Origin of the sequence: Pseudomonas sp. NFR02 (assembly GCF_900119375.1) — a bacterium.
GTDB lineage: Bacteria > Pseudomonadota > Gammaproteobacteria > Pseudomonadales > Pseudomonadaceae > Aquipseudomonas > Aquipseudomonas paracarnis.
The window spans coordinates 766587-788352 of the sequence record NZ_FPJJ01000002.1; the positions used below are offsets into that span (position 1 = coordinate 766587).

General features: G+C 59.1%; 22 protein-coding genes, 1 tRNA gene and 2 pseudogenes. 12 read left to right on the forward strand and 13 right to left on the reverse strand.

Annotated elements, in window-relative coordinates; genetic code table 11:
• Positions 1 to 8: 8 nt before the first annotated feature.
• The 3 genes from BT199_RS27600 (at position 9) to BT199_RS09220 (ending at position 2811) form a co-directional block, all read left to right on the forward strand.
• On the forward strand, positions 9 to 737 hold the full coding sequence (locus BT199_RS27600; protein ID WP_003189373.1) for a TPM domain-containing protein: 729 nt from the start codon (positions 9 to 11) through the stop codon (positions 735 to 737).
• 31 nt (positions 738 to 768) lie between these two features.
• Positions 769 to 1386 carry a TPM domain-containing protein gene (locus BT199_RS09215; RefSeq protein WP_020301011.1) on the forward strand — a complete coding sequence of 206 codons (618 nt, stop codon included), beginning with the start codon at positions 769 to 771 and terminating at the stop codon, positions 1384 to 1386.
• A gap of 207 nt (positions 1387 to 1593) precedes the next feature.
• Complete coding sequence (locus BT199_RS09220; protein WP_072434334.1) at positions 1594 to 2811, forward strand: class I SAM-dependent methyltransferase; 1218 nt, start codon at positions 1594 to 1596, stop codon at positions 2809 to 2811.
• A 605-nt stretch (positions 2812 to 3416) separates the two neighbouring features.
• On the opposite strand, the gene BT199_RS09230 is transcribed toward BT199_RS09220, so the two are convergent.
• The 3 genes from BT199_RS09230 to BT199_RS09240 form a co-directional block, all read right to left on the reverse strand.
• Positions 3417 to 5978: a TonB-dependent receptor gene (locus BT199_RS09230; RefSeq protein ID WP_072434336.1), complete on the reverse strand. Its 2562-nt coding sequence runs from the start codon at positions 5976 to 5978 to the stop codon at positions 3417 to 3419.
• Between the two features lie 126 nt (positions 5979 to 6104).
• Positions 6105 to 7073: a FecR family protein gene (locus BT199_RS09235; protein WP_072434337.1), complete on the reverse strand. Its 969-nt coding sequence runs from the start codon at positions 7071 to 7073 to the stop codon at positions 6105 to 6107.
• On the reverse strand, positions 7070 to 7609 hold the full coding sequence (locus BT199_RS09240; RefSeq protein WP_072434338.1) for an RNA polymerase sigma factor: 540 nt from the start codon (positions 7607 to 7609) through the stop codon (positions 7070 to 7072). Before BT199_RS09240 ends, BT199_RS09235 begins: the two co-directional genes overlap by 4 nt.
• 168 nt (positions 7610 to 7777) lie before the next feature.
• Between BT199_RS09240 and BT199_RS09245 the strand changes: the two genes are divergently transcribed.
• Complete coding sequence (locus tag BT199_RS09245; RefSeq protein WP_014717333.1) at positions 7778 to 8110, forward strand: YegP family protein; 333 nt, start codon at positions 7778 to 7780, stop codon at positions 8108 to 8110.
• 48 nt (positions 8111 to 8158) lie between these two features.
• Here BT199_RS09245 and BT199_RS09250 read toward each other — a convergent pair whose 3' ends face one another.
• Positions 8159 to 9037, reverse strand: a complete 879-nt coding sequence (locus BT199_RS09250; protein ID WP_072434339.1) for a dihydrodipicolinate synthase family protein — start codon at positions 9035 to 9037, stop codon at positions 8159 to 8161.
• Between the two features lie 30 nt (positions 9038 to 9067).
• The gene (locus BT199_RS09255) at positions 9068 to 9850 is read right to left on the reverse strand and encodes an aldolase (protein WP_014717335.1); all 783 of its coding nucleotides are present in this window, start codon (positions 9848 to 9850) and stop codon (positions 9068 to 9070) included.
• 160 nt (positions 9851 to 10010) lie between these two features.
• Between BT199_RS09255 and BT199_RS09260 the strand changes: the two genes are divergently transcribed.
• Positions 10011 to 10538, forward strand: a complete 528-nt coding sequence (locus BT199_RS09260; RefSeq protein ID WP_014717336.1) for a helix-turn-helix domain-containing protein — start codon at positions 10011 to 10013, stop codon at positions 10536 to 10538.
• A gap of 122 nt (positions 10539 to 10660) precedes the next feature.
• Here BT199_RS09260 and BT199_RS09265 read toward each other — a convergent pair whose 3' ends face one another.
• Positions 10661 to 11677, reverse strand: a complete 1017-nt coding sequence (locus BT199_RS09265; RefSeq protein ID WP_072434340.1) for a DUF4917 family protein — start codon at positions 11675 to 11677, stop codon at positions 10661 to 10663.
• 123 nt (positions 11678 to 11800) lie between these two features.
• Between BT199_RS09265 and yiaY the strand changes: the two genes are divergently transcribed.
• Positions 11801 to 12949, forward strand: coding sequence for an L-threonine dehydrogenase (gene yiaY, locus BT199_RS09270; protein WP_054917605.1), 1149 nt, complete (start codon positions 11801 to 11803; stop codon positions 12947 to 12949).
• Here yiaY and BT199_RS09275 read toward each other — a convergent pair.
• On the reverse strand, positions 12916 to 14100 hold the full coding sequence (locus tag BT199_RS09275; protein ID WP_072434341.1) for an MFS transporter: 1185 nt from the start codon (positions 14098 to 14100) through the stop codon (positions 12916 to 12918). The two genes, yiaY and BT199_RS09275, sit on opposite strands and share 34 nt — an antisense overlap.
• Positions 14101 to 14205: 105 nt before the next feature.
• A pseudogene (locus BT199_RS09280) lies at positions 14206 to 15118 on the reverse strand (aminotransferase class I/II-fold pyridoxal phosphate-dependent enzyme).
• Positions 15119 to 15444: 326 nt separating this feature from the next.
• On the opposite strand from BT199_RS09280, the gene BT199_RS09285 reads away from it, so the two are divergent.
• Entirely contained in the window at positions 15445 to 16119 is a 675-nt protein-coding gene (locus BT199_RS09285) for an NAD(P)H-binding protein (protein WP_019818511.1), read from the forward strand.
• Here BT199_RS09285 and BT199_RS09290 read toward each other — a convergent pair.
• Positions 16091 to 16567, reverse strand: a complete 477-nt coding sequence (locus tag BT199_RS09290; protein ID WP_014717341.1) for a DMT family transporter — start codon at positions 16565 to 16567, stop codon at positions 16091 to 16093. The two genes, BT199_RS09285 and BT199_RS09290, sit on opposite strands and share 29 nt — an antisense overlap.
• A 68-nt stretch (positions 16568 to 16635) precedes the next feature.
• Here BT199_RS09290 and BT199_RS09295 point away from each other — a divergent pair, with 68 nt between their 5' ends.
• The 5 genes from BT199_RS09295 (at position 16636) to BT199_RS09315 (ending at position 20270) form a co-directional block, all read left to right on the forward strand.
• Complete coding sequence (locus BT199_RS09295) at positions 16636 to 17562, forward strand: LysR family transcriptional regulator (RefSeq protein ID WP_014717342.1); 927 nt, start codon at positions 16636 to 16638, stop codon at positions 17560 to 17562.
• Positions 17563 to 17577: 15 nt separating this feature from the next.
• The gene (gene fos, locus BT199_RS09300) at positions 17578 to 17994 is read left to right on the forward strand and encodes a fosfomycin resistance glutathione transferase (RefSeq protein ID WP_019818507.1); all 417 of its coding nucleotides are present in this window, start codon (positions 17578 to 17580) and stop codon (positions 17992 to 17994) included.
• Positions 17995 to 18041: 47 nt separating this feature from the next.
• Positions 18042 to 18683, forward strand: coding sequence for a LysE family translocator (locus tag BT199_RS09305; RefSeq protein WP_038449410.1), 642 nt, complete (start codon positions 18042 to 18044; stop codon positions 18681 to 18683).
• 119 nt (positions 18684 to 18802) lie between these two features.
• The gene (locus BT199_RS09310; RefSeq protein WP_014717345.1) at positions 18803 to 19330 is read left to right on the forward strand and encodes a DUF4142 domain-containing protein; all 528 of its coding nucleotides are present in this window, start codon (positions 18803 to 18805) and stop codon (positions 19328 to 19330) included.
• A gap of 157 nt (positions 19331 to 19487) precedes the next feature.
• The gene (locus BT199_RS09315; protein ID WP_072434342.1) at positions 19488 to 20270 is read left to right on the forward strand and encodes a GNAT family N-acetyltransferase; all 783 of its coding nucleotides are present in this window, start codon (positions 19488 to 19490) and stop codon (positions 20268 to 20270) included.
• Here BT199_RS09315 and BT199_RS09320 read toward each other — a convergent pair whose 3' ends face one another.
• From BT199_RS09320 to BT199_RS09330, 4 genes and pseudogenes are all read right to left on the reverse strand, one after another.
• The gene (locus tag BT199_RS09320) at positions 20271 to 20771 is read right to left on the reverse strand and encodes a methylated-DNA--[protein]-cysteine S-methyltransferase (RefSeq protein ID WP_072434343.1); all 501 of its coding nucleotides are present in this window, start codon (positions 20769 to 20771) and stop codon (positions 20271 to 20273) included.
• 99 nt (positions 20772 to 20870) lie between these two features.
• A complete protein-coding gene (locus BT199_RS09325) occupies positions 20871 to 21209 on the reverse strand; it encodes a hypothetical protein (RefSeq protein WP_072434344.1) in 339 nt (112 codons plus the stop codon).
• Between the two features lie 84 nt (positions 21210 to 21293).
• Positions 21294 to 21428 (reverse strand): annotated as a pseudogene (locus BT199_RS27660) (type II toxin-antitoxin system HicB family antitoxin); the annotation flags it as partial.
• A 183-nt stretch (positions 21429 to 21611) separates the two neighbouring features.
• Positions 21612 to 21685 (reverse strand) — tRNA-Gly (locus BT199_RS09330).
• Positions 21686 to 21766: the final 81 nt, after the last annotated feature.

Consider the following 21766-nt stretch of genomic DNA (forward strand, 5'->3'; position numbering starts at 1 on the left):
AGGTGTCGATGCGTTTATTACGGATAGGCCTGGCGCTGTGGCTGTTGGCCTGCGTGGGCGTGGCCCAGGCGGCACTGAGCTTCCCGGCGCTGACCGGGCGGGTGGTGGACAGCGCGCAGATGATCGACCCGGCGGTGCGCGAGCAACTGACCCAGCAATTGCAGGCGCTGGAGCAGACCTCGGGCGACCAGCTGGTGGTGGTCACCGTGCCCGACCTGCAAGGCGTGCCTATTGAGGATTACGGTTATCAACTGGGCCGCCAGTGGGGCATTGGCCAGAAGGGCAAGGACAACGGCGCGCTGTTGATCGTCTCCCGTGATGACCGCCAATTGCGCATCGAAGTCGGCTATGGCCTGGAAGGCGTGCTGACGGATGCGCAATCCTGGGTGATCATCAACCAGGTGATCCTGCCCAAGTTCAAGGCCGGCAATTTCAGCCAGGGCATCAGCGACGGCGTGGCCGCGATGATCCAGGTGGTGGGCGGTGAGCCCTTGGCGGTGCCGGCTCATGTGGCGGATGCGAACTTCGCCATGGATAATCCCGGGTTTTCCATCGGCCTGTTTATTCTGCTGATCGGCGTGCTGTGGCTGTGCAATCGCATGGGCTTGCCGGTGGGCGCTATCCTGCTGGCGATTCTCAACAGCAGCGGGCGCGGCGGTGGTGGGGGCGGCGGTGGCGGTGGTTTCCGCGGCGGCGGCGGTGGTTTTGGCGGTGGCGGGGCTTCGGGCAGCTGGTAATGACAATAACGAGAATAGAGCATCTACAACCATGGCATTACTGACTGAACACGAGCAGCGCCAAGTCGCCGAAGCGATCGCCCGGGTCGAGAAAACCACCGACGCGGAGTTGGTCACCGTGCTGGCGGCGCGCGCCGACGACTACGCCTACATTCCGTTGCTGTGGGCGAGCTTGATCGCGTTGGTGGTGCCGGGCGTGGTGCATTACCTGTCGGGTTACCTGACCATGTACACCTTGCTGGTGGCGCAGTGGGCGACGTTCATTGTGCTGTGCCTGGTGTTCCGCTTGCCCAAGGTCACTACTCGGCTGATCCCGCGTTCGGTACGCCACTGGCGTGCGTCCAACCTGGCGCGGCGGCAGTTTCTGGAGCAGAACTTGCACCACACGCTGGGCAGCACCGGGGTGCTGATTTTTGTCAGCGAGGCTGAGCGTTATGTGGAGATCCTGGTGGATGAGGGGATTTCCAAGCGCCTGGATGACAGCAATTGGGACGCTATTGTCCAGGCGTTTACCCAGCAGGTGAAACAGGGGCAGACGCTGGCCGGGTTCATCGCCTGCGTTGAAGCCTGTGGCGAGTTGCTCAAGGTGCATGTGCCCGTTACCCAAACCCGCAACGAACTGCCCAATCGCCTGGTCGTACTCGAATAACTGCTTTCTGTGGGAGCCGGGCTTGCCCGCGATGGCATCGCCTCGGTTTGCCTGATTAACCGAGTGGCCTGCATCGCAGGCAAGCCAGCTCTCACACAAGGCAGCATCCTTATTCGGGCTGATTGACCGTTGATCAAATAACCCCGTGCCCTGAACCCCCATCCCGCCTAAAATGCCCGGCATTCTTTACCCGAGGCGTTTTTGTTCATGTCCGTCACCGCTCAACCTGCCCGCCCTGCGCCGGATCATCATGCCCAGTTCATCGAACTGTTGAGCGCAAGCCTGGCCCAGAACGCTTTTATCAAGCTGGTGCTGGCCAAGTACGTCGGTGAGGAAGCCGAGTTGCAGCGGCTGATCATCAAGCCGGTATTCGTCAAGGACCGGCCATGCCTGTCGTTCGTCTATCGCTACAAGACCCGCGATATCACCAAGAACTTCCCCTTGGCCGACGGCGTTGCGGCGATCGGCGAGCTGTTGCCCAGCTCGTTCAAGAACGCGCACTTGCTGGCGCTGACCGACGAAGCCCAGTTGGAATACAGCAAGAAGAACAAAAGCTCGCTGTTCAAAAGTAAACCGCAGCAACTTCGCGAGGCGCCTTCGGCTGAGCATAACCGCGAAAAAAATCGCTTCCTCGACCTGAGCCGGCCGTTCCTCGCCGACCTGGGCGTGACCGACGCCAAGCAGGCGCTGATCCCCTCGATGTCGCGCAAGTGGAAGCAGATCAACAAGTTCATCGAAGTGTTCAGCCATGCGCTGACGTCGTCGCCGTTGCAGCTCGACCGCCCGGTGCGTGTCGCCGATTTCGGCTCGGGCAAGGGTTACCTGACCTTCGCCATTCACGATTACCTGCGCAATACCCTCAAGGCCGAGGGCGAGGTCACCGGTGTCGAGTTGCGTGAGGACATGGTCACCCTGTGCAACAGCGCCGCCGCACGCCTGGAGCACCCGGGGCTGGTGTTCAAATGCGGCGATGTGCGCAGCGTGGCGCCCAGTGAGCTGGACGTGATGATTGCCTTGCATGCCTGCGACATCGCCACCGACTACGCGATCCACACCGGCATCCGTTCCGGTGCGTCGATCATCATGTGTTCGCCGTGCTGCCACAAACAGATCCGCCTGCAGATCCAGAGTCCGGCGTTGCTCAAGCCGATGCTGCAATACGGCCTGCACCTGGGCCAGCAGGCAGAAATGGTCACCGACAGCCTGCGTGCATTGTTGCTTGAAGCCTGTGGCTATGAGACCAAGGTGTTCGAGTTCATCTCGTTGGAACACACGAACAAGAACAAGATGATCCTGGCGGTCAAACGTGCCGAGCCTGTGGACAACGCGCAGCTATTGGCAAAAATCCAGGAGCTCAAGGCGTTCTATCACGTCACCGAGCACTGCCTGGAAACCCTGCTGCGCGGGGACGGCTACCTGGCCTGAAATGGGCGCGGTTCCCTGTGGGAGCTTGCTCCCGTGACGGCCCCGGCGGCCAGCGCATATCTACCTGACGCCCCACGATCCAAATGTGGGAGCTGGCTTGCCTGCGATAGCGGCCTGACAGCCGACGCCTATCTGCCTGACACCCCACAATCCAACTGTGGGAGCGGGCTTGCTCGCGAAGGCGGCCTGGCAGTCAACACCGTTGGATTGTGTGTATATCCATTCCTGCGGTAACGGCCACCTAGGGTTCCGCTCTGACAGCGGCTCACTTTTGAAAAGCGCAAAAGTAAGCAAAACGCTCTTGCCCCACCACTCGGCACCTCGCTTAGGCTCGGTGTGCCCGTAATCCGCCAGTGATTTGGGGGGCCGCCGCCACGCGCCATCCATGGCGCGGGGCGGCTAAACCGGCATCCCTGCCGGTTTACCCCCCAAATCCCTGTCGAATTCCGGCCAGCGTGGTTTGACGGGGCGCTTGAGATCAAAAGCAGATCAAGATCAAGAGCGGCTCGCTTCGCATCGTGGTTACCGTCGACCGTTACAGCGTTGTGTAGATACTTTTGGCTATCGCAGGCAAGCCAGCTCCCACAGTTGGAATACGTGCGTGCTTAGAAGAAACGCGTCACGCTGATCTTCGCATCACGCCCTTTCGTGTACGCCCGGTCGCCGCTCAAGGCCGGGCGGAAGTTTTTGTTGAACAGGTTGTCCACCGTGAAGTTCACCTCGGTGCCTTTGAGGTATGCCTGCTGCGGTGTCCATTTGGCGAACAGGCCCTGGGTATTGTAGCGCTTGTTGCCGTACTGGTCGTAGAACAGATCGCCGATGCTGGAGCCCGGGCCGCCCGAGTATTTGTCGCTGGGCAGGCGGTCGGTGGCGCCGATGAACTGGCCCATCCAGCCCACCTGGGCATCCCAGGCCGGGATGTGGGTACCCAGTACCAGCACCCATTTGGTCGGCGGGATGTCTCGTGCGGCTACGTCCGGGCCCCAAGGATTGGTGTAGGCGCCTTGGTGCTGGCCCTTGGCATAGGCGAACGACACCGAGCCAAACAGGTAGGTGGAGTTGTAAATCGATTCGAGCTCAACGCCCTTGATGGTCAGGCTGCCGATATTGCGGTAGTTGGACATCGGCCCAGGCGGGCAAGCTGAAGCGATGCTGCCGCCATTGACAGCCTGGTTCTGGCAGCCCACGCCGGTGGCCTTGAAGATCTCGTCTTCGACCTTGTTGTGAAACAGGGTGGTGCGCAGTTGCAGGTTATCGTCCTGGGCGATCAGGTTGTCGAAGTTGGTGATGTTGCCCAGGGTGATCGAGGTGATGCGCTCCGGGTCCAGGTCGACGCTGGTGGCGGTGCGACTGCCCACGCCCTGCACTTCGTATTGTTCGTCGATCACCGGGGCGCGCCAGGTCTGGCTCCAGTTGGCGAACAGCCCCACGTTCGGCGTCACGGTCCAGAACAGCGCCAGGCGTGGCGACCAACCTGTGTAGGTGCGGTCGCTGTAGTCGTGACCCACTGCCGGGCTGGGGTTGTTGTAGTAGGGCGCATCGTTGCCTTCGCCGCGGTTGCGCACATGGTCATAGCGCAGCGACGGCGTGATCGTCACGTCGCCCAAGGTCACCGCGTCCTGGATAAAGAAGCTGTTGGTATCAACTTTGCCGTGGGGCATGAAGCCTGGCTGGAAGTGCCCGTAGTTGTAGCGCGGCGTGTTGTAGGTGGCGCCGGGCATCCACATTTCGGTTTCGCGGGTGTGCTTGCGGATTTGCCCGCCAACCGTCACGGCATGCTGCAAGGGGCCGGTGTCAAACAGGCTGACGTTGCGGATGTCCAGGAGCTTGTCGGTGTAGGCGGTGTCCATCTTGCGCCCGCCGGTGGCCAACTGGAAAAACGCCGTGGCGTCACGCTCATCGGTCTGCTCGGTGTTGGACTGTGAGTACTTGACGGTCAAGTCCACCAGCGGGTTGTCCAGCGGCTGGTATTCATACTTGCCCGACCAGGTGGTGTCGACCGTGTCACGGTGGGCGAGGAAACGCTTCAACGCGCCTTCGTAGCCGTAGCGATCGATGTTGAACTGGGTTGGCGGCGTGGGGTAACTGGCGGCGGAAAACGGGGTCCAGCGGTTGCTGTGGGAGCGCGAGTATGACAGCCCGACACTGTGCTCATCGGTAAAGTGCGCGTTGACCTTGAACAGCTTGCCGTCCACATCCTGGGCGCTGTTGGGCAGGCGCTGAGGGTTGATCGGGTACTCATTGTTGTCGTTGGGCAACTTGGCGGCCACTTTCATATCGCCGCCGTCGCGTTGGGTCAGGTAGGCCAGCGCATCGAAACGGCCGTCGTCGGTACGGCCATACACGGCACTGCTGTAGACCTGCTCATGGTCGTTGCTGGAGTAGCCATATTTGAGCATCGCACCGCTGTTGCGGCCGTCCTTGAGCAGGTCCGGGGCGTCCTTGGTGACCATGTTGACCGTGCCGCCGAAGCCGCCATTACCGGTGAACGGCGAGTTGGGACCTTTTTCCACTTCGATGCGCTTGATCAGCTCGGGCTCGATAAACACTGTACCTTGCTGGTAACGCTCAAAGCCCGTCTTGGTGGCACCGTCAACGGTCAGCGGCACGTCTTCGGCATCGCCGAAACCGCGGATGTTGATGGTCTGGCCGCCGGGTTTCAGCGAGCCGCCCTGGCTGACACCGGGCAGGGTCTGCAACAGGCTGGGAATGTTATTGGACTGGTAACGGTCGATGTCGGCCTGGGTCAGGGTGGAGCGGTTGACGGTGCTGGCGTTCACCTCGTTGCCGGTGCCGATCACGCTCAAGGTGTCCAACTGGATTGCCCCACCGGTGGTGGTGGTTTTACCCTCATCGGGGCGCACCACGTAGGTACTGCCGACCTTGAGCAGGATGAGTTCACCGTTTTTGAGCAGGGAGCGGATGGCCACTTCCGGGGTGTAGTCACCGTTAAGCGCCGGGGCCTGCACATTCTTGAGCAGGGTTTCATCGAACAGCAGCTGGATTTTCGCCTGCTGGGCCACCTGGCTCAGGGACGTGGCCAGCGACTGGGCAGGCAGGTGCAGCTTGAATGACTCGGCTTCGGCGCTGAGGCTCAAGGCCAGGCACATAGCCATGAGTGTCGGTCGAAGAAACAGGTGCGAAGCGTGACAAGGCGCGCGAAACATGAAATCCCCCGGAGCGGCTAAATAGCCAAAAAGGTGTGCGTATCAAACACGGACAGGAGGAAGACGGGGCAGGCAAAAAAAACCACACATGCGAATGCAAAATATTCTCATGTGTGGTGTTGCCGCCTATTTGCTTGGCTCGATTCTCATAATGCCGTCCGCCGAGAGTACGGTTTTCACCGGCAACAGCGCGGGCAAGGCATTGAGCAGGGCGTCCGGGTCATTCACATCCAGGTTGCCCGAAACCTTGAGTTGCGCCACGGCCTTGCTCACCTGCAACGACGCCTGTGGACGGTACAGGCTCAGTTCGTCGATCAGGCTGGCCAGCTCGCGATTGCGAAACGACAAGTGCCCGCTGCGCCAATCGGCGACCTCTTCGGCGCTGAGGCTTTGCGGTTGCACGATGCCTTTGGCGTAGTTGTATGAGGCCCGTTGCTGGGCGCCGAGCAGGGTGACGGGGCTTTTGCCATTGGGCGCGAAAGCGACCTGGCCATGGGCAACGCTGACCACCAATTGCTGCTGCCCTCGGCGCACATCGAAAGCAGTGCCCACCACCCGTACGCTCGACTCGCCGGCTTGCACGTAGAGGGGGCGTTCCTTGTCGGCGGCCACTTCGAGGTACAGCTGACCTTTGTCCAGGTGCAGCACCCGTAGATGGGCGCTGAAGTCCACGCGGATATGGGTGTTGGCATTCACATACAAGGTACTGCCATCCGGCAGATTCAACGTGCGCATGCCCTTGGCCTGGGTGGCAACCTGGCTGTGATACAGCTCGCGCGGTGCGCCGATAGAGGTCGCCAACACGGCGCACACCAAGGCAGCGGCCACCGCCAGGGCAGGGCGCCACAAGGCGGGCTTGCGCTTGGGCAGTGCCAGCGGTTTGTTCAGTTGTTGCAACTGGGCGAGGTCGGCCCATAACTGTTCGAATTCGGCATAGGCGCGCGCATGGTCGGGCACCGCCTGCCAGGCGGCAAAGGCTTTACGGTCGGCGCGGCTTACTTCGTTGCGGTTGCGTGCAAACCAACTGGCGGCCTGGGCATCGATGGAATCGCTCGCTTGGCTGTCCAGCGCGTTTGTGTCGCTCGGGCGGTTCATTCTGGCTGCTCCGTGCCGGTGTCGGGTTGAAGGCGTCGCTTGCAGTGCAGCAGGGCAAAGGCGATGTGCTTTTCCACCATGCTGGTGGAGATGCCCATGCGCGTTGCGATCTGCGCCTGGCTCAAGCCTTCGAGGCGGTGCAGCATAAGGGCTTCTCGCCGGCGGGGCGAGAGTTCGGCGAGGACTTCTTTCAACTGTTCCAGGCGTTGCAGGCGAAGGGCGGCGGCCATAGGGTCGTTGTGCTCGTCGGTGACCGGCTCGGCATCCATTTCGGCGTGATCAGGGTGGACGGTTTGCCGTACCTTCTGTTTACGCCAGTGATCGCGCAGCAGGTTGCGTGCCATCTGGAACAGAAACGCCCGTGGCTGCTCGACCTTGGCGCGGTCGCGGTAGCCCAGCCATTGGGTAAACACATCCTGGGCCATGTCTGCCGCATCGCTGGCGTTGTCCGTGCGTTTGCGCAGGAAATACAGAATGTCTGCATAAAACCCGCGACAGGCATCGGCCGACGACGGGTCGGGCTGGGGACGAGACATGGATACCCTTCTTGACGAAGCACGATGTGGAAAAGTCGCGAATGATATCGAGAATTATTGTCATTTGTCTCCAGCTAAATAGATCTCCCGTGTTTGGCTGGAAAAAATTGGGGCATGGCCTTTAATCCTACAAGTTTGGGAGCGATATCCCACTCAAAGGAGAAAGTCATGGCTGGATGGTATGAGTTGAGTAAAAGCAGTAACGGGCAGTTTCGTTTCGTGCTTAAGGCGGCGAACGCAGAAACCATATTGACCAGCGAGCTTTACACCACCCGCGGTGCTACTGAAGCCGGCATTGCTTCAGTGCAGGCAAACAGCCCACATGATGAACGTTATGAGAAAAAAGTGGCCAGCAACGGCCAGCCGTTCTTCAACCTCAAGGCTGCCAATCATCAAGTGATCGGCAGCAGTGAGCAGTACACCTCTACAGCCGCACGAGACAATGGCATTGCCAGCGTCAAGACCAATGGTTCCAGTGTCACTATCAAGGACAAGACCTGACGGTTGTGCAAGAAGGCCTACGCCCGGCTCGCGAGAGCCGGGCGTTTTTTATACCGATGACAGCAACGTTTTGAGCTGTCCGATCCCTGCTTCGCCCAACGGGAACACCGGCAAGCGCGGATGACCCACCTCCAACCCGGTCAAGCGCAACCCGGCCTTTATCGTCGCCGGCAGCCCGCCTTTGAGGATGAATTGCAGCAAGGGCAACTGTCGGTAGAACAGCTCCCGCGCCTTGTTCAAATCATCGGCCAGTACGGCCTGATACAAGCTCAGGTTCAGTTGCGGGATCAGGTTCGGCGCCGCGGTGCACCAGCCTTTGGCGCCAGCCGCGAAGGCTTCCAGCGCCAGCGGGTTGCAGCCGTTGTAGAACGGCACGTCACTTTGCAGTTGCAACTGGTGCATGCGCTGGATGTCGCCAGTGCTCTCCTTGACCATCGTCACGTTCTCGACCTGCTTGAGGATGCGCAGGATCAGCTCCACCGACATGTCGGTGCCGCTGGTGGCCGGGTTGTTGTAGAGCATGATCGGCACGCCGATGCTGTCGCCGATGGCGGCGTAGTGAGCGAGGATTTCCGCGTCACTGAGTTTCCAGTACGAGGCCGGCAGCACCATGACCACATCGGCGCCGTGCTCTTCGGCGTAGCGGGCGCGGCGTACGGCCTTGGCGGTGGTCAGGTCGGACACGCTGACAATGGTCGGCACGCGCTTGGCGACTTTCTTGATGCTGTAGGCGCTGACTTCATCCCACTCGGCATCGCTCAGGTAAGCGCCTTCGCCCGTGCTGCCCAAGGGCGCAATGGCGTGGACGCCGCTGTTGATCAAGCGGTCGATGGAGTGCCCGAGGGCGTCGAGGTCAACGCGTTGGCCGTCGGCACTGAAGGGGGTGATGGTGTAGCCGATGATGCCGTGAATGGTTGGGTTGGACATGGGAAAAACTCCGGTCGAAAAGGGGGACAATCAGTTCAGGCAGTCGGCGTGCTTGCGCAGGTTTTGCCGGGCGTAGTAGTTGAACGCGGCGCCGTGGCGTTTGGGCTTGGAGATCCAGTCATGGGCCTCGCGCCCCAGCTCCGGCAGGATCGGTTTGACGCTGCCCGCAGACATCGCCAGCAACTGCAACTTGGCAGCCCGTTCGATCAGTTGCGCAATCACGCAGGCTTCTTCGATGTTGGCCCCGGTGGACAACTGCCCGTGGTGCGAGAGCAGGATGGCGCGCTTGTCGCCCAGGGCCGTGGTGATGATTTCCCCTTCTTCGTTGCCCACCGGCACGCCGGGCCAGGCCTCCAGGAACGCGCAATCTTCGTACAGCGGGCAAAGGTCCATGTGCGACACCTGCAACGGCACTTCCAGCATCGACAGCGCGGCAATGTGCGTGGGGTGTGTGTGGATGATGCAGTTTACATCCGGGCGGCCGCGGTACACCCAGGTGTGAAAACGGTTGGCGGGGTTGGGAATGCCATGGCCTTCCAGTACTTCGAGGTCTTCGTTGACCAGCAGCAGGTTGCTGGCGGTAATTTCATCAAAGCCCAGGCCCAGTTGCTGGGTGTAGTAGGTGCCAGGCGTCGGCCCACGTGCGGTGATCTGCCCGGCCAGGCCGGAGTCGTGGCCGTACTCGAACAGGATTCGGCAGGTCAGCGCCAGCTTTTGCCGGTCGGTCCACGTATTATCTGCCAGGCTGTTTTGCATCTGGCTCAGTGCTTGCTTGACCAGTTGGTCTTTTGGGAGTGCTAATGTCTTGGCCATATCGGTGTCCTTTGGATGGTTCAATGGACGTCGGATTTGCTGGTCGCCCGCTGTTCGCAAGGTCGTTGGGTGAGTGCAAATGACACTAAAGATGCTATATGACACTTTGTGTCACTGGCAAGCCTGTCTCATCGCTTTCTGCATGGATTAACCGCAGCAAATGTCTATCCGCTTGAAAATATTAAGAAAAAAGCTTGGCGTAACCCTGGAGGCCCTGGCCGAAAAATCCGGGATGACCAAGAGTTACCTGTCGAAAGTCGAGCGCGGGCTCAATACGCCCTCCATCGCCGCGGCATTGAAACTGGCCAAGGCTCTGAACGTGAAGGTCGAAGAGCTGTTCAGCGAAGACAACGTCAGCCTCGACAGCTACAGCCTGGTGCGCAGCCATGAGCGGCCCGACACCTCGCCGGGTTATGCGGTGCTTGCCCACCAAGTCAGCGAGCGCAGCCTGCTGCCGTTCATCATTTATCCGCCGGCGGAGTTCACCGACAAGACCTTCAAGGAGCACTTGGGAGAGGAGTTTTTATTCGTGCATGAAGGCCAGGTTGAGGTGGATTTCATGAGTGAGCGCGTGCTGTTGGCGCGCGGCGATGCGCTGCATTTCAACGCGCAGAAACCCCACCGGATTCGCTCGGTGGGAGAGGTGCAGGCGCAGTTGCTAGTGGTGGTGCACAGCGCTGAGGAATGAGGCTGATCCCGACTTGAAATGCAGTCAATGTGGGAGCTGGCTTGCCTGCGATAGCGGTTTATCGGTGCCCGATCTGTCGCTGACCCACCGCCATCGCAGGCAAGCCAGCTCCCACATTTTGCTCAGCGTTCCACAGGGACGGACAATGCCGGATTACCCAGTGGGTGCGTACGCGCTGTAAAGAACCTCAGTTCCACGGCAGAGCCCTCGAACAACTCCAGATACCGCCGCTTCTGCTGGCGAATAAACCCATCGCTGCGCCCCGACACCGAGATCGCCAGGGTGTTGATGCTGGCCTGGCCGATAGCATCCACCAGGTGTTTATCCTGCGGCCCCAAGTCATGGCCGAAGATGCACAGCGCGCCTTCATGGCTCAACAGCTGTTCATAACAGAACGACAGATAATCCGAACTGCGGATACTTTTGAGTTTCTCCTCCACCTTGCCTTCACTGACAAACAGCGGCACATCGTCGAGGGTCTTGATCGTGTTGTTGATGGCAAAACTGCTGAGCAGGGTGCTGTCGGTGGACGGCAATTTGCGCGCCGTGCCGTCGAGGTTGCGCACCAGGTGCAGGCCGCCGTGCAGGTACAGGATGCGGGTGGCGTCGGTGTGCGTATTGCGCAAGTCGAAGCTTGAGTCGGCGCTGCGAAACAGGTCGTCAATGCCCGGTGCGTGCAGGGTCGCCCAATAGTTGAGCAAGTCGTAGTTACTGGTGAAGACGGTGGCGTAGGTGGTCAGCTCCGCGTTGATCGTCGTCAGCGTCGACGGCTGCACCAGGCGCCAGGGAATGTGCACGGTATGAATGGTGTTGATCAGCGCTTCCTTGATCGCGTAGTAACGGTTACGCGGCGCCGCCGAGCTGACCGCCAGGGCCTTGTTGACCCGGCTGGTGGTTTTCAAGGCGGCCAGCGCTTGCTCGAAACTGCGGGTCTGCAAGGCGTCGAACACGCTGAGTTCGGAGGCGCTTAGGGGTTTTTCTTCGACGGTACGGGCGTTTTCGAACAGCGAGTCGTAGGCAAAGTCTTCCCAAATCGTACGGCTGGCGCCGTTACCGATCAGTATCCCGCTGAAGTCGACGGCAGCGCGCAGGGCACTCCAGTCTTCAAGGTGGGCGTCAATATCCTGGAAATCCTTCATTGCGGCGGGTCTACTCGAAATCGGCTGGGGGGTGACTTTATCACGAGCCGGCATTGATCCTGATCAAGATGCGCCACGCGGTACAGGTTGATTCTGTCGGCATAAAGCCTTTGAGGATTGATCATGAGCAGCACGTTCTTCATCCCCGCCGTCAACATCATGGGTATCGATTGCCTCGACGAAGCGATGACCGCCATCCGCAACTACGGCTTTGACAAGGCGTTGATTGTGACCGACGTGGGCCTGGCCAAAGCCGGTGTGGCCGGCATGATCGCCGAGAAGCTGGCGATGCAGGATATCGACTCGGTGATCTACGACGGCGCCAAGCCCAACCCCAGCGTGGAAAACGTCGAAAAAGGCCTGGCGTTGCTGCAACAGAGCGCCTGCGATTTCGTCGTGTCCCTGGGTGGCGGTTCGCCCCATGACTGCGCCAAGGGCATTGCCCTGTGCGCCACCAACGGCGGGCGCATCGGCGACTATGAAGGCGTCGACCGATCGAGCAAGCCGCAACTGCCGCTGGTGGCCATCAATACCACCGCTGGCACGGCCAGCGAGATGACGCGTTTTTGCATCATCACTGACGAAAGCCGCCACGTAAAAATGGCCATCGTTGATCGGAATGTCACGCCGTTGCTGTCGGTCAACGACCCGGCGCTGATGGTCGGCATGCCCCAGGGCCTCACTGCCGCCACGGGCATGGATGCGCTGACCCACGCCATCGAAGCCTATGTGTCCACCGCCGCGACACCGATCACCGACGCCTGCGCGATCAAGGCCATCGAGTTGATCAGCGCCAACCTGCGCTTGGCGGTCCGCGACGGCACTGACAAGGCCGCACGGGAAAACATGGCCTATGCGCAGTTTCTCGCCGGCATGGCCTTCAACAATGCGTCCCTGGGTTTCGTGCATGCCATGGCTCACCAATTGGGCGGCTTGTACGACCTGCCCCACGGCGTGTGCAACGCCGTGCTATTGCCCCATGTACAAAGCTTCAACGCCAGCGTCTGCGCCAAACGCCTGAGCGACGTGGGCCGCGCCCTTGGTGCGGATATCAAGGGCATCACCGCCGAGGAGGGCGCCCAGGCTGCCATCGCGGCGATTCGTCGGTTGTCCCAGGACGTGGAAATCCCTGCGGGCTTGCGTGAGCTTGGCGCTAAGTTGCAGGACATTCCATTGCTGGCCAGCAATGCGTTGAAAGATGCCTGCGGGCTGACCAACCCACGGCGGGCTGACCAGCGTCAGATTGAGGAGATCTTTCGTAGCGCGTTTTGATCCGAGCTGCAGCGGGCAAGGCATATGCATGTGCCGCCCGCCAACGCCACACACAACACCGCCAGCGGCCACGCCTGCTGGCTCACCAATAGGCTTGCCGCACCGCCGATCATGGCTGCCATCAACTGATGCACAAAACCGCCGAGGGCCATGGCGTAGGAGCCGCTGATGGGGGCCTCATCATTGGCGAGAGATAAACTGATAGGGTAACTGATCGACTGCCCCAGCACCGCCACGCAATAGGGCAACCACAGCAGCACCGCGAGCCCACTGGCAAGCACGCTGCCTAGCAACATGGTCGCCGTACCGAGCAGTACCAATGCAACGCCTGCACGCATCATTCTCAAGCGACCTGTGCGTGCAACGAAGCGATTGACCATTAACGCACCTGCCAGGTAAGCCCCACTGATCGGCCAACCCAGCCAGCCGTATTCCATTGCGCTCCACTGAAAACCTCCCTGAAAAATCAACGGTGCGCAGGTATTGAATGCAATGATCACCCCATAGCCCAAACCGCCGGCCAGTGCGGCGTGCAGAAAGGGAGGATGTCGCGCAATCGCGTTGTAAACACGCCAAGCGCGGACCGGGGAGCCAGCTTTTGCTTGCGTCGCAAATACCACCCGCTGCAACACCCCTATCAAAGCGACAGCCCCGATTGCCAACGTATAGAAAATTGCCTTCCAGCCAAACGCCATTTGCAATAACGAACCCGCGAATTGGCCAATACCCAAGGCGACCACGAAGGTCATCCCCAGCCACGATAGTCCTTTGGCCAACTGTGCACCGCTGAAGTTGTCGCGCACTAATACCCGTGCCATGACGGACATCCCACCAGCCCCCAAGCCTTGAAGCAGGCGTAAGGCTAGAAATGACTCAACATTGAACGCTGATGGGATCGTCGCACTCGCCAGGGCATACACCGCCAAGGCTGCAAGTAACACCGGTTTTCTGCCAAGTCGCTCAGCCAGACTACCCCACAGCAGCATTGGCAAGGCCATGCCCACCAGATACACCGCTAGAGCCAGAGCAACATGCTTTTCGACGGCTAAAGCTTGCGCGATTGCTGGGACTGCGGGCAGATAGCTGCTGATACCGGCTTGAGCGAGGAAGGCAGCACTACAGGCGAGGAGGAGAGCGATATTGCTTTTCAATAAAAATCGTCCTATATCCTAAGTAAGGAAGAAACTGCTAGTTCGGCATCGTTTATACAGTTTTTAATCCGTTTCAGTAATCGTGGCCATTAATGAACGTCCCCATTAGGTAGCTTCTGACTGGGAGTGCAAGCTGGTGCTGGTTTTTGAGGCCGTGGTTAGTTGGGTTAGCTGTGCGCAAAACGACTCTATCGTTGTAGGGGACATATCTGCTCGGAGCGTTATGCGTACGGCTGATTTTCCTTTTGGCACTACCGGAAAAAATACAGCAGATGTAAAAAAGCCAATGTCCGAAAGTCGGGTGGCGAGCTCATTCGCTTTTTCAGCTTCTCCACAGTTAATTAAGCGTATGGCAGTCTGGGTGCCGTGCTGCTCTGTATATATTAGTTTGTCAAATAGTTGAATGTTAAATTGAAGTTTTTCTTGAAGCTCGTATAGCTCTTCAGTCTGGTGTATTTTTAGCGACGCCAGCCCAGCGCCAATAGCCGCTGAGTTCAGACTTTGCGACCAGTTGCTCGGGCCACCATAACGGTACATCAGACTTTTTTGTCGTTCGCTGCCAAACATGATCAACCCGCCGCTAGCACCGAAAGACTTTCCTAAGGACGCGACTATTAATGTCTGATCGTCTTGCGCATGCATAAATGGCCGGATGTAACCACGTCCTCCCTCTCCGAATGCCGACAGCGCATGCGAGTCGTCCATATAGAGAAATAGCCCATAACGAGCTTTTAAGTAAAGTAAACCGTCAACGTCCGCAACGCCGCAGGGTTTTGGCCTCCCTTATTCCCTGCATCGCACCTTCTATTATGGCCGGGTGGTGATCGAGCCCAAGATATGAGGTTGTGCAGAAGTGATGGAAGTCGCGCCCATATTGATCTGTCAGGTAATTATTACTTTTGACGGTGACATTGAGCTCGCATATTCGCCCGCTCTTTGCCGAGTGCCAGTCCGTTTCGGCCAATGCTATGAGTTTTTTGTAATTTGAGAATTTGTGTGTGAGTGATGAGTTTTCCATTTCTCTAGCGTCCTTTGGGGGGGCTGGAAAACACTATCGGGAAAATTTTGATTCGATAAGTCAGACGATTCCCAGGCACGATAGTCCGGATGGAGTATTTCGTGTAGGTCCATTCCTGCTTTTAGGATGGCACAGTAATGTCATTCGATAGCTGCCTACAATGTCCTCGTGTGTCAATGGACCTGAAGGGGGGTGATATCATGCGATTTAATGGGGTTGTGCGTCAGTAAATTAGGTAAGGTGCCGGCGTGCAGGGCGGATGTGCCGGTAGCCTTCAAGAGGCTCGTCTATCGACTCGCCAAGTCAGTGGGATGAAGGAATATTTGATGAGAGTTCTGTTATTCGGCGCCACCGGCATGGTGGGCCAGGGTGTGCTGCGCGAGTGCCTGCTGGCGGCCGATGTGCAGGAAGTGGTAGCCGTCGGCCGCACGCCCCTGACTCAGGAGCACGGCAAGCTGCATCAGGTATTGCACAACGACATGCTGGATTTCCAACCCCTGGAAAACCTGCTGCAGGGTTTTGATGCCTGTTTCTTTTGCCTCGGCGTTTCGTCGGCGGGCATGAAGGAGGCGCGCTACACCCACCTCACCTATGACCTGACCCTGGTGGCGGCCAGCACCCTGGCGCGGCTCAATCCGCAGATGACCTTTATCTATGTGTCCGGCGCCGGCACGGACAGTTCCGAAGCCGGCAAGTCGATGTGGGCGCGGGTCAAGGGCAAGACCGAAAATGCCTTGCTGCGCTTGCCGTTCAAGGCGGTGTATCTGTTCCGCCCGGGGATCATCCAGCCGTTGCACGGTGTGCGTTCGAAGACGCCGTTGTACCAATCCTTCTATAGCGTGCTCGGGCCGGTGCTTTCGTTTGTGCGGCGATTGAAACCGGATTGGGTGGTGAGCACCGAGACCGTCGGCCGTGCGATGTTGCAGGCGGCCAGCCAGGGCGCGCCGCAGCCCGTGGTGGAGCAGGCGCAGATCAATCGCCTTGCGGCTGAGCGCCGCTGAACTGAATCAGCGCAACGCCGCTGATCAGCAGTAGCGCGCCCAACACCCGGGAGGTTGTCAACTGACGTTCCACCAGGCCGAACAGGCCGAAATGGTCCAGCAGCAATGACGCGAGAACCTGCCCGGCCATGGCCAGCGCAATGAAGCCCGATGCGCCGAGCTTGGGCAGCAGCATCAACGCCAATGAAATAAAACACACGCCAAAGGCACCGCCGGCCCACATCCACAACGGTGCCTTGCTGATAAAGGCCAGGCTCGGCAGGGGTAAACGCAGCGCCACAATCACCGGCAGCAGCACGATGATGCTCACCAGTAACGAAGCCAGGGTGGCCCACAAGGGATGGCCGAGGCCGCGCCCGAGGTTGGCGTTGATCGCACTCTGAAACGGCACCACCGCGCCGGCGAACACCGCCAGCGCTAACAAACCTACCCAATGCAACACAGTCATCTCGACGCTCCCAAAGGTTTTGCTGGACTCTAGGGTATTCGTCGCGCAAATTTAAATTCCGAATTATTATGCCGAGCATGCAGCTGATGAATGATCTGCGTCGCATCGACCTGAACCTGCTGGTGATCCTCGACGCTTTGCTCAGCGAGCAACACGTCACCCGCGCCGCCGAGCGCCTGCACCTGAGCCAGCCGGCGGTCAGCCATGCGTTGGCGCGGCTGCGCGATATGCTGGGCGACCCGCTGCTGATGCGTCAGGGCGGCACATTGGTGCCAACCGCCCGCGCCATGGAATTGGCGGCGCCATTGACCGAAGCCCTGGCCCAGGTGCAGGCCTTACTGGCGCCGAATCGTTTTGACCCCACTTCTGCCAAGCGCCGCTTTCGTGTGGCGATGTCGGACTACAGCGCGGCGATATTCCTGCCCGGCCTGGTTCGCCTCCTACGCCATGAAGCGCCCGGTATCGACTTGCAGGTCATCCAGGCTAGCCGCGAAGGCATGGTTGAGGGTGTACTCAATGGCGATCTCGACCTGGCTGCGGGCGTATTCCCCGACATGCCCGCCGAAATGCGGACTACGCCGCTGTTCGAGGAGCATTACACCTGCCTGGTCGACCGCGATAGCCTGGCGCCCGCCGGGGTGCTGGACCTGCCGGCCTATCTATCGCGCCCCCATGTACTGTTGGAGATGCGCGGCAGCGGCACGCCGGAAATCGAACGGGCGCTGACGGCCATTCGTGAACGCCGCCATGTAGCCATAAGCCTGCCGCACTGGGGTGTGGCGCCTCAGTTGATCCAGGGTACGGACCTGATTCTGACGGTGTCGTCCCGGGGTTTGATAAATATTGACGCTCGGCAATTGCTGGCCGTGCCTCCGCCGTTTCATATTCCGTCGTTTGCCTTTGAGCTGGCCTGGCATACGCGGCGGGGTGGGGATGTGGGGTTGCAGTGGTTGATTGGCAGGGTGGTGGGTGTATTGTCCGCAGACCCACGATAACGCGAGAACACCTAGATGCTCAGCGGTTTCAACCACCTGACCCTGGCCGTCACCGATGTGCCGCGCAGCGTCAGTTTCTATCACGATCTGCTGCGCCTGCAGCTCGACGCAACCTGGGACAACGGTGCCTACCTCTCACTGCCTGGGCTTTGGCTGTGCCTGTCGCTGGACCCGTTGCGCTCGACTGCTCCGGCGGTGGATTACACCCACTATGCCTTCACTGTCGATGCTGCTGATTTCACTCCCTTGGTCGAACACCTGCGTGCTGCCGGGGTACAGGAATGGCGAGACAACCGCAGCGAAGGCGCATCGTTTTATTTTCTCGATCCCGACGGCCATAAGCTGGAGGTTCATGTCGGCGATCTGGCCTCGCGGCTGCAAGCCTGTCGCGCCCAGCCCTATGCTGGAATGAAGTTTTACCCACCGCGCTGAAACATGCAGAATCAATCACCTTTTAGCGTCTGTCGGAGCGTCTATCCATGACCCCATCCTTGCTGCTCGCCGTGCTGGCTTCGGGTTTTATCTACGGCATTACCCCAGGCCCCGGTGTCCTGGCCGTATTCGGCATCGGTGCGGCTCGTGGCCGGCGTGCCGGGGCAGGATTCTTGTGCGGTCATTTGCTCGGCGATGTGGTGTGGTGCAGCACGGCGCTGATTGCCATCGTCGGTGCGCGGGAAGTCGGCAGCAGTGCCTTTGACGTACTCGGTGTACTCAGTGGAATGTATTTGTTCTGGCTCGGCTGGCGTGCGATCCGCACCCAGCGGCGCAATAGCGATGCCCCTCAGGGCGCGGCGCGCCATCCGTTCTGGCACGGTATTGTGTTTGGCTTGACCAACCCCAAGGCCTACCCGGTCGCCGTGGCGACGTTCACCGCGTTACTGTCCAGCCGAGCCGAGTTGTTGACTTGGTCGATGTTGCCGACGTTGATTCTGCTGAGCTTTATCGGTGGCTTGCTGGCCTACGCGATCCTGATCGGCGTGGTGGGTGCCCAACGGGTGCGCACGCTGTATCAACGCCATGAAATCCTGATCACCAAGCTCTGCGGCGTGATGTTTATCGGCTTCGCCCTCAATGCCCTGGCGCACGCATTGCCGGGCCTGTTCGGCAGCAAAGCGGCCTGAGGCGACGACGACCGTTCGTCGCACAGGTAAGTTTTTTCTAAACCTTTACCGCCGTGAAAATTCGAATTCAGGGCGGGTTGTATGCTCCCGCGCCTATTTTTGCCCTGGAGGAACCCATCATGAGCCGCATGGCTACCCGGTTACGCACCGCCAGTTTCGCGATGCTGCTGGGCCTCGGCGCCAGCAGTGCTTTCGCCCAGTCGCCTGCAGAATTCATCGAGCAGGCTTCGGCCAAAGGCATGGCCGATATCGAAACCAGTCGCATGGCCCACGCCAAGACCTCGTCCCAGGAAATCAAGGACTACACCATTGAGGTCATCAACGAGCGCACGCTGGCCAACCAGCACTTGGCGGCGATCGCCAAGAAGCTTGATTTGCCAGTGGCCCCACGGGAGAAGATCGTTGATAAGGCCGAAACCCTGATGCCTGAACTCAAGGACGGCGATTCGTTTGACGCTGCCTATACCGCGCAGCAGGTCAAGGAGAACGAAGACGCCATCGCCCTGTTCAAGAAAGAAGGCGCTGCGTCGGATGTGCCAGAGATAAAGGCACTGGTGGATGAGACGCTACCCAAGCTTGAAGAGCGCCTGCAAAAAGCCAGGGCCCTGGCCTCGACCTACGGTAAGGGCCATCAAGGCGACGGTTGAGGCGACTACTGGAAATGAAAAAACGGCGGTTGGAGAGGATCCAACCGCCGTTTTCATATCAACAGGACTGTGGGTTTTTCTGCCGTGCTTTTAGGAGCGAGCCTACGGTATCTCAAGGCGGCGAGCGCAAGACTGGGTTTTTACCTGGATAACCCCTATGACCGCATATGCCACCTGCGACCTGCGCACACTTTATCACCTGACCGAAGATCACTATTTTTCTGCCACCTGCGGCCTGCATCGTCGTTATAGCGCGGCTATCAACGCTTATTTCGTTGACGTATGTTCTGGCCTGTATGACTTGTTATTTATTCGCGTGGGCAGCGCTCCATTGGGCGAAGCTTTTGCTGACCCGTTGGGCTTGATCCATGGTTCCGTCCTTGCAATACGCATTGTGGTTCATGAGGAAAAGGTCGCTGAGCTACGCGAGGCGCTCTGCGCAATCGGTTTCCAGCCTGCCGAACAGACAACCGCGATGGTTCTCGAGCTGTCGCGTTTTATTCCAAGGATGAGCGAGGGGACTCTACAGATCTGCCTGACGCGGGATTTGAACGAATGGGTGGGTCCAGTTGGCAGCGCATATTCGATGCTTCCCGAGGTCGTTGTGAACTATCAGGAACGGCACCAGAGGGCGCTTGATGCGGGTGAGGCCCTTTACCACTTCACCTTGTCCGCCGAGGGGCGGGTGAGCTGTTCGTTGACGTTGTCATTGTGTGAAGGCGAGGCCCGTCTGAATGATGTCGGCACGCTCAAGGGCTTTCGTGGAAGAGGCTATGCCACTTGCCTGATTCAAGCTGCCCTGCTTCACGCCTCGAGCCTGGGGGCTCACCGATGTTTTCTCGAGGCCTCGGCGGAGGCCATCTCGCTGTATCAACAGTTGGGCTTTGCACGTTTGTTCGAGTATCAGGCTTTCACTCGCGGAGCGCTTGCTGACCGGTAATCAAAAAGCCATTTTTGCCTGGCTGCGATCCTCAAGCGTCAGTAGATACTGCTTGGCCTCAAGCCCTCCGGCAAACCCGGTCAGCCCGCCCGAAGCTCCCACCACTCGGTGGCATGGCGCAATGATCGAGATCGGGTTGCGCCCATTCGCGGCCCCGACTGCGCGCACGGCTTTGGGGTTGCCGATCTGCTCGGCGATCTGGCTGTAGCTGCGGGTTTCGCCGAAGGGAATGGTCAGCAGTGCCTGCCAGACCTGCTTCTGGAAGTCAGTGCCGGCGAAGTCCAGCTCCAGTTCGAATTGGTTACGCGTTCCGGCAAAGTATTCCTTCAGTTGGCGTTCGGTTTCGCGCAACACCGGGCTGTCGTTGGCCTCGATCAATTCACCCAGGCGTACGCGATTGGCGCGTTCTACTTCCCAGAGGATGGCGCTGAGTTTGCCACCGCGCGCCACCAGGGTGAGTTCACCGACAGGGGAAGGCATGAGCTTGTAGTGGTAGGTCATGAGCAGTTTCCTTGAAGGGCGTTGAGGGGGGACGACGCCACTGTAGTTCCACCATGGGGTTTGGGAACTACGTTTCTTGCGGTCAAATTCTTCGCCCAATTAGAAATTCCAGTAAACCCAGTTCGAATAATAGGGGTACCAGTAGAGCCAGGCGATAATGTAAAGGGCCTTGAGTACTGACGCGGTACTTAACATGACCATGGAAATGACGTTGAGCAGGGTGACAAACAAAGCGAACACAGCCACGCGTGGGGTTGCGTGACGCCAGGCAAACCTCACGCCATACGCCGACGCGGCAATCACTCCTAACTCCAGCAAAAATCTAAGGGGGAAGGGGAAGGGCAGCCGTACAAACGAGATCAGCAGCGGCAAAACCAACACCCAGCCGACTACTTGGCGCAGGATGATGTTGGGTGTGGTTTTTTGGATGTCCAGCATTGCCATATTCCGAACTTTGGGCCGATGAGCCTACATTATCGCGAGGTGTTGCCGGCCTTGCCGTAAGACTTTGCTTAGGCGTACCTACCGCTCCTGCTGTAATACCTGGAGCGCCGCGGATGCCAGAAAAGAAACCCCGAGCGGCTTTTTTTCCTGTGGATGATTCAACACGTATTCAACGATGAGATTCAACAGATAGGCGGGCAGGGTGATGTTGAGTATGGGGGCGCACAAATGGCGCCGCTTGGAGGTATTACAAGGTGCTTCACACCCTCAGGCTCGACTGCCGAGCAGCAGATGAGCGCTGGAGAATAAATTTTAGACATAAAAAAACCGGTCACCAAGGACCGGTTTTTTGTGCATCCTGCGTCAGAACCTTCCTGACGCCAGCGCAAATCTGAGTGGAGCGGGTAGAGGGAATCGAACCCTCGTCGGAAGCTTGGGAAGCTACTGTTCTACCATTAAACTATACCCGCTCAGAACGGCTGACTTTGTACCAGATGTTCGGCTGGATTTGAAGTTTTTCTTTGAAAAATGTGAGAGTTGCATGTGGCGAG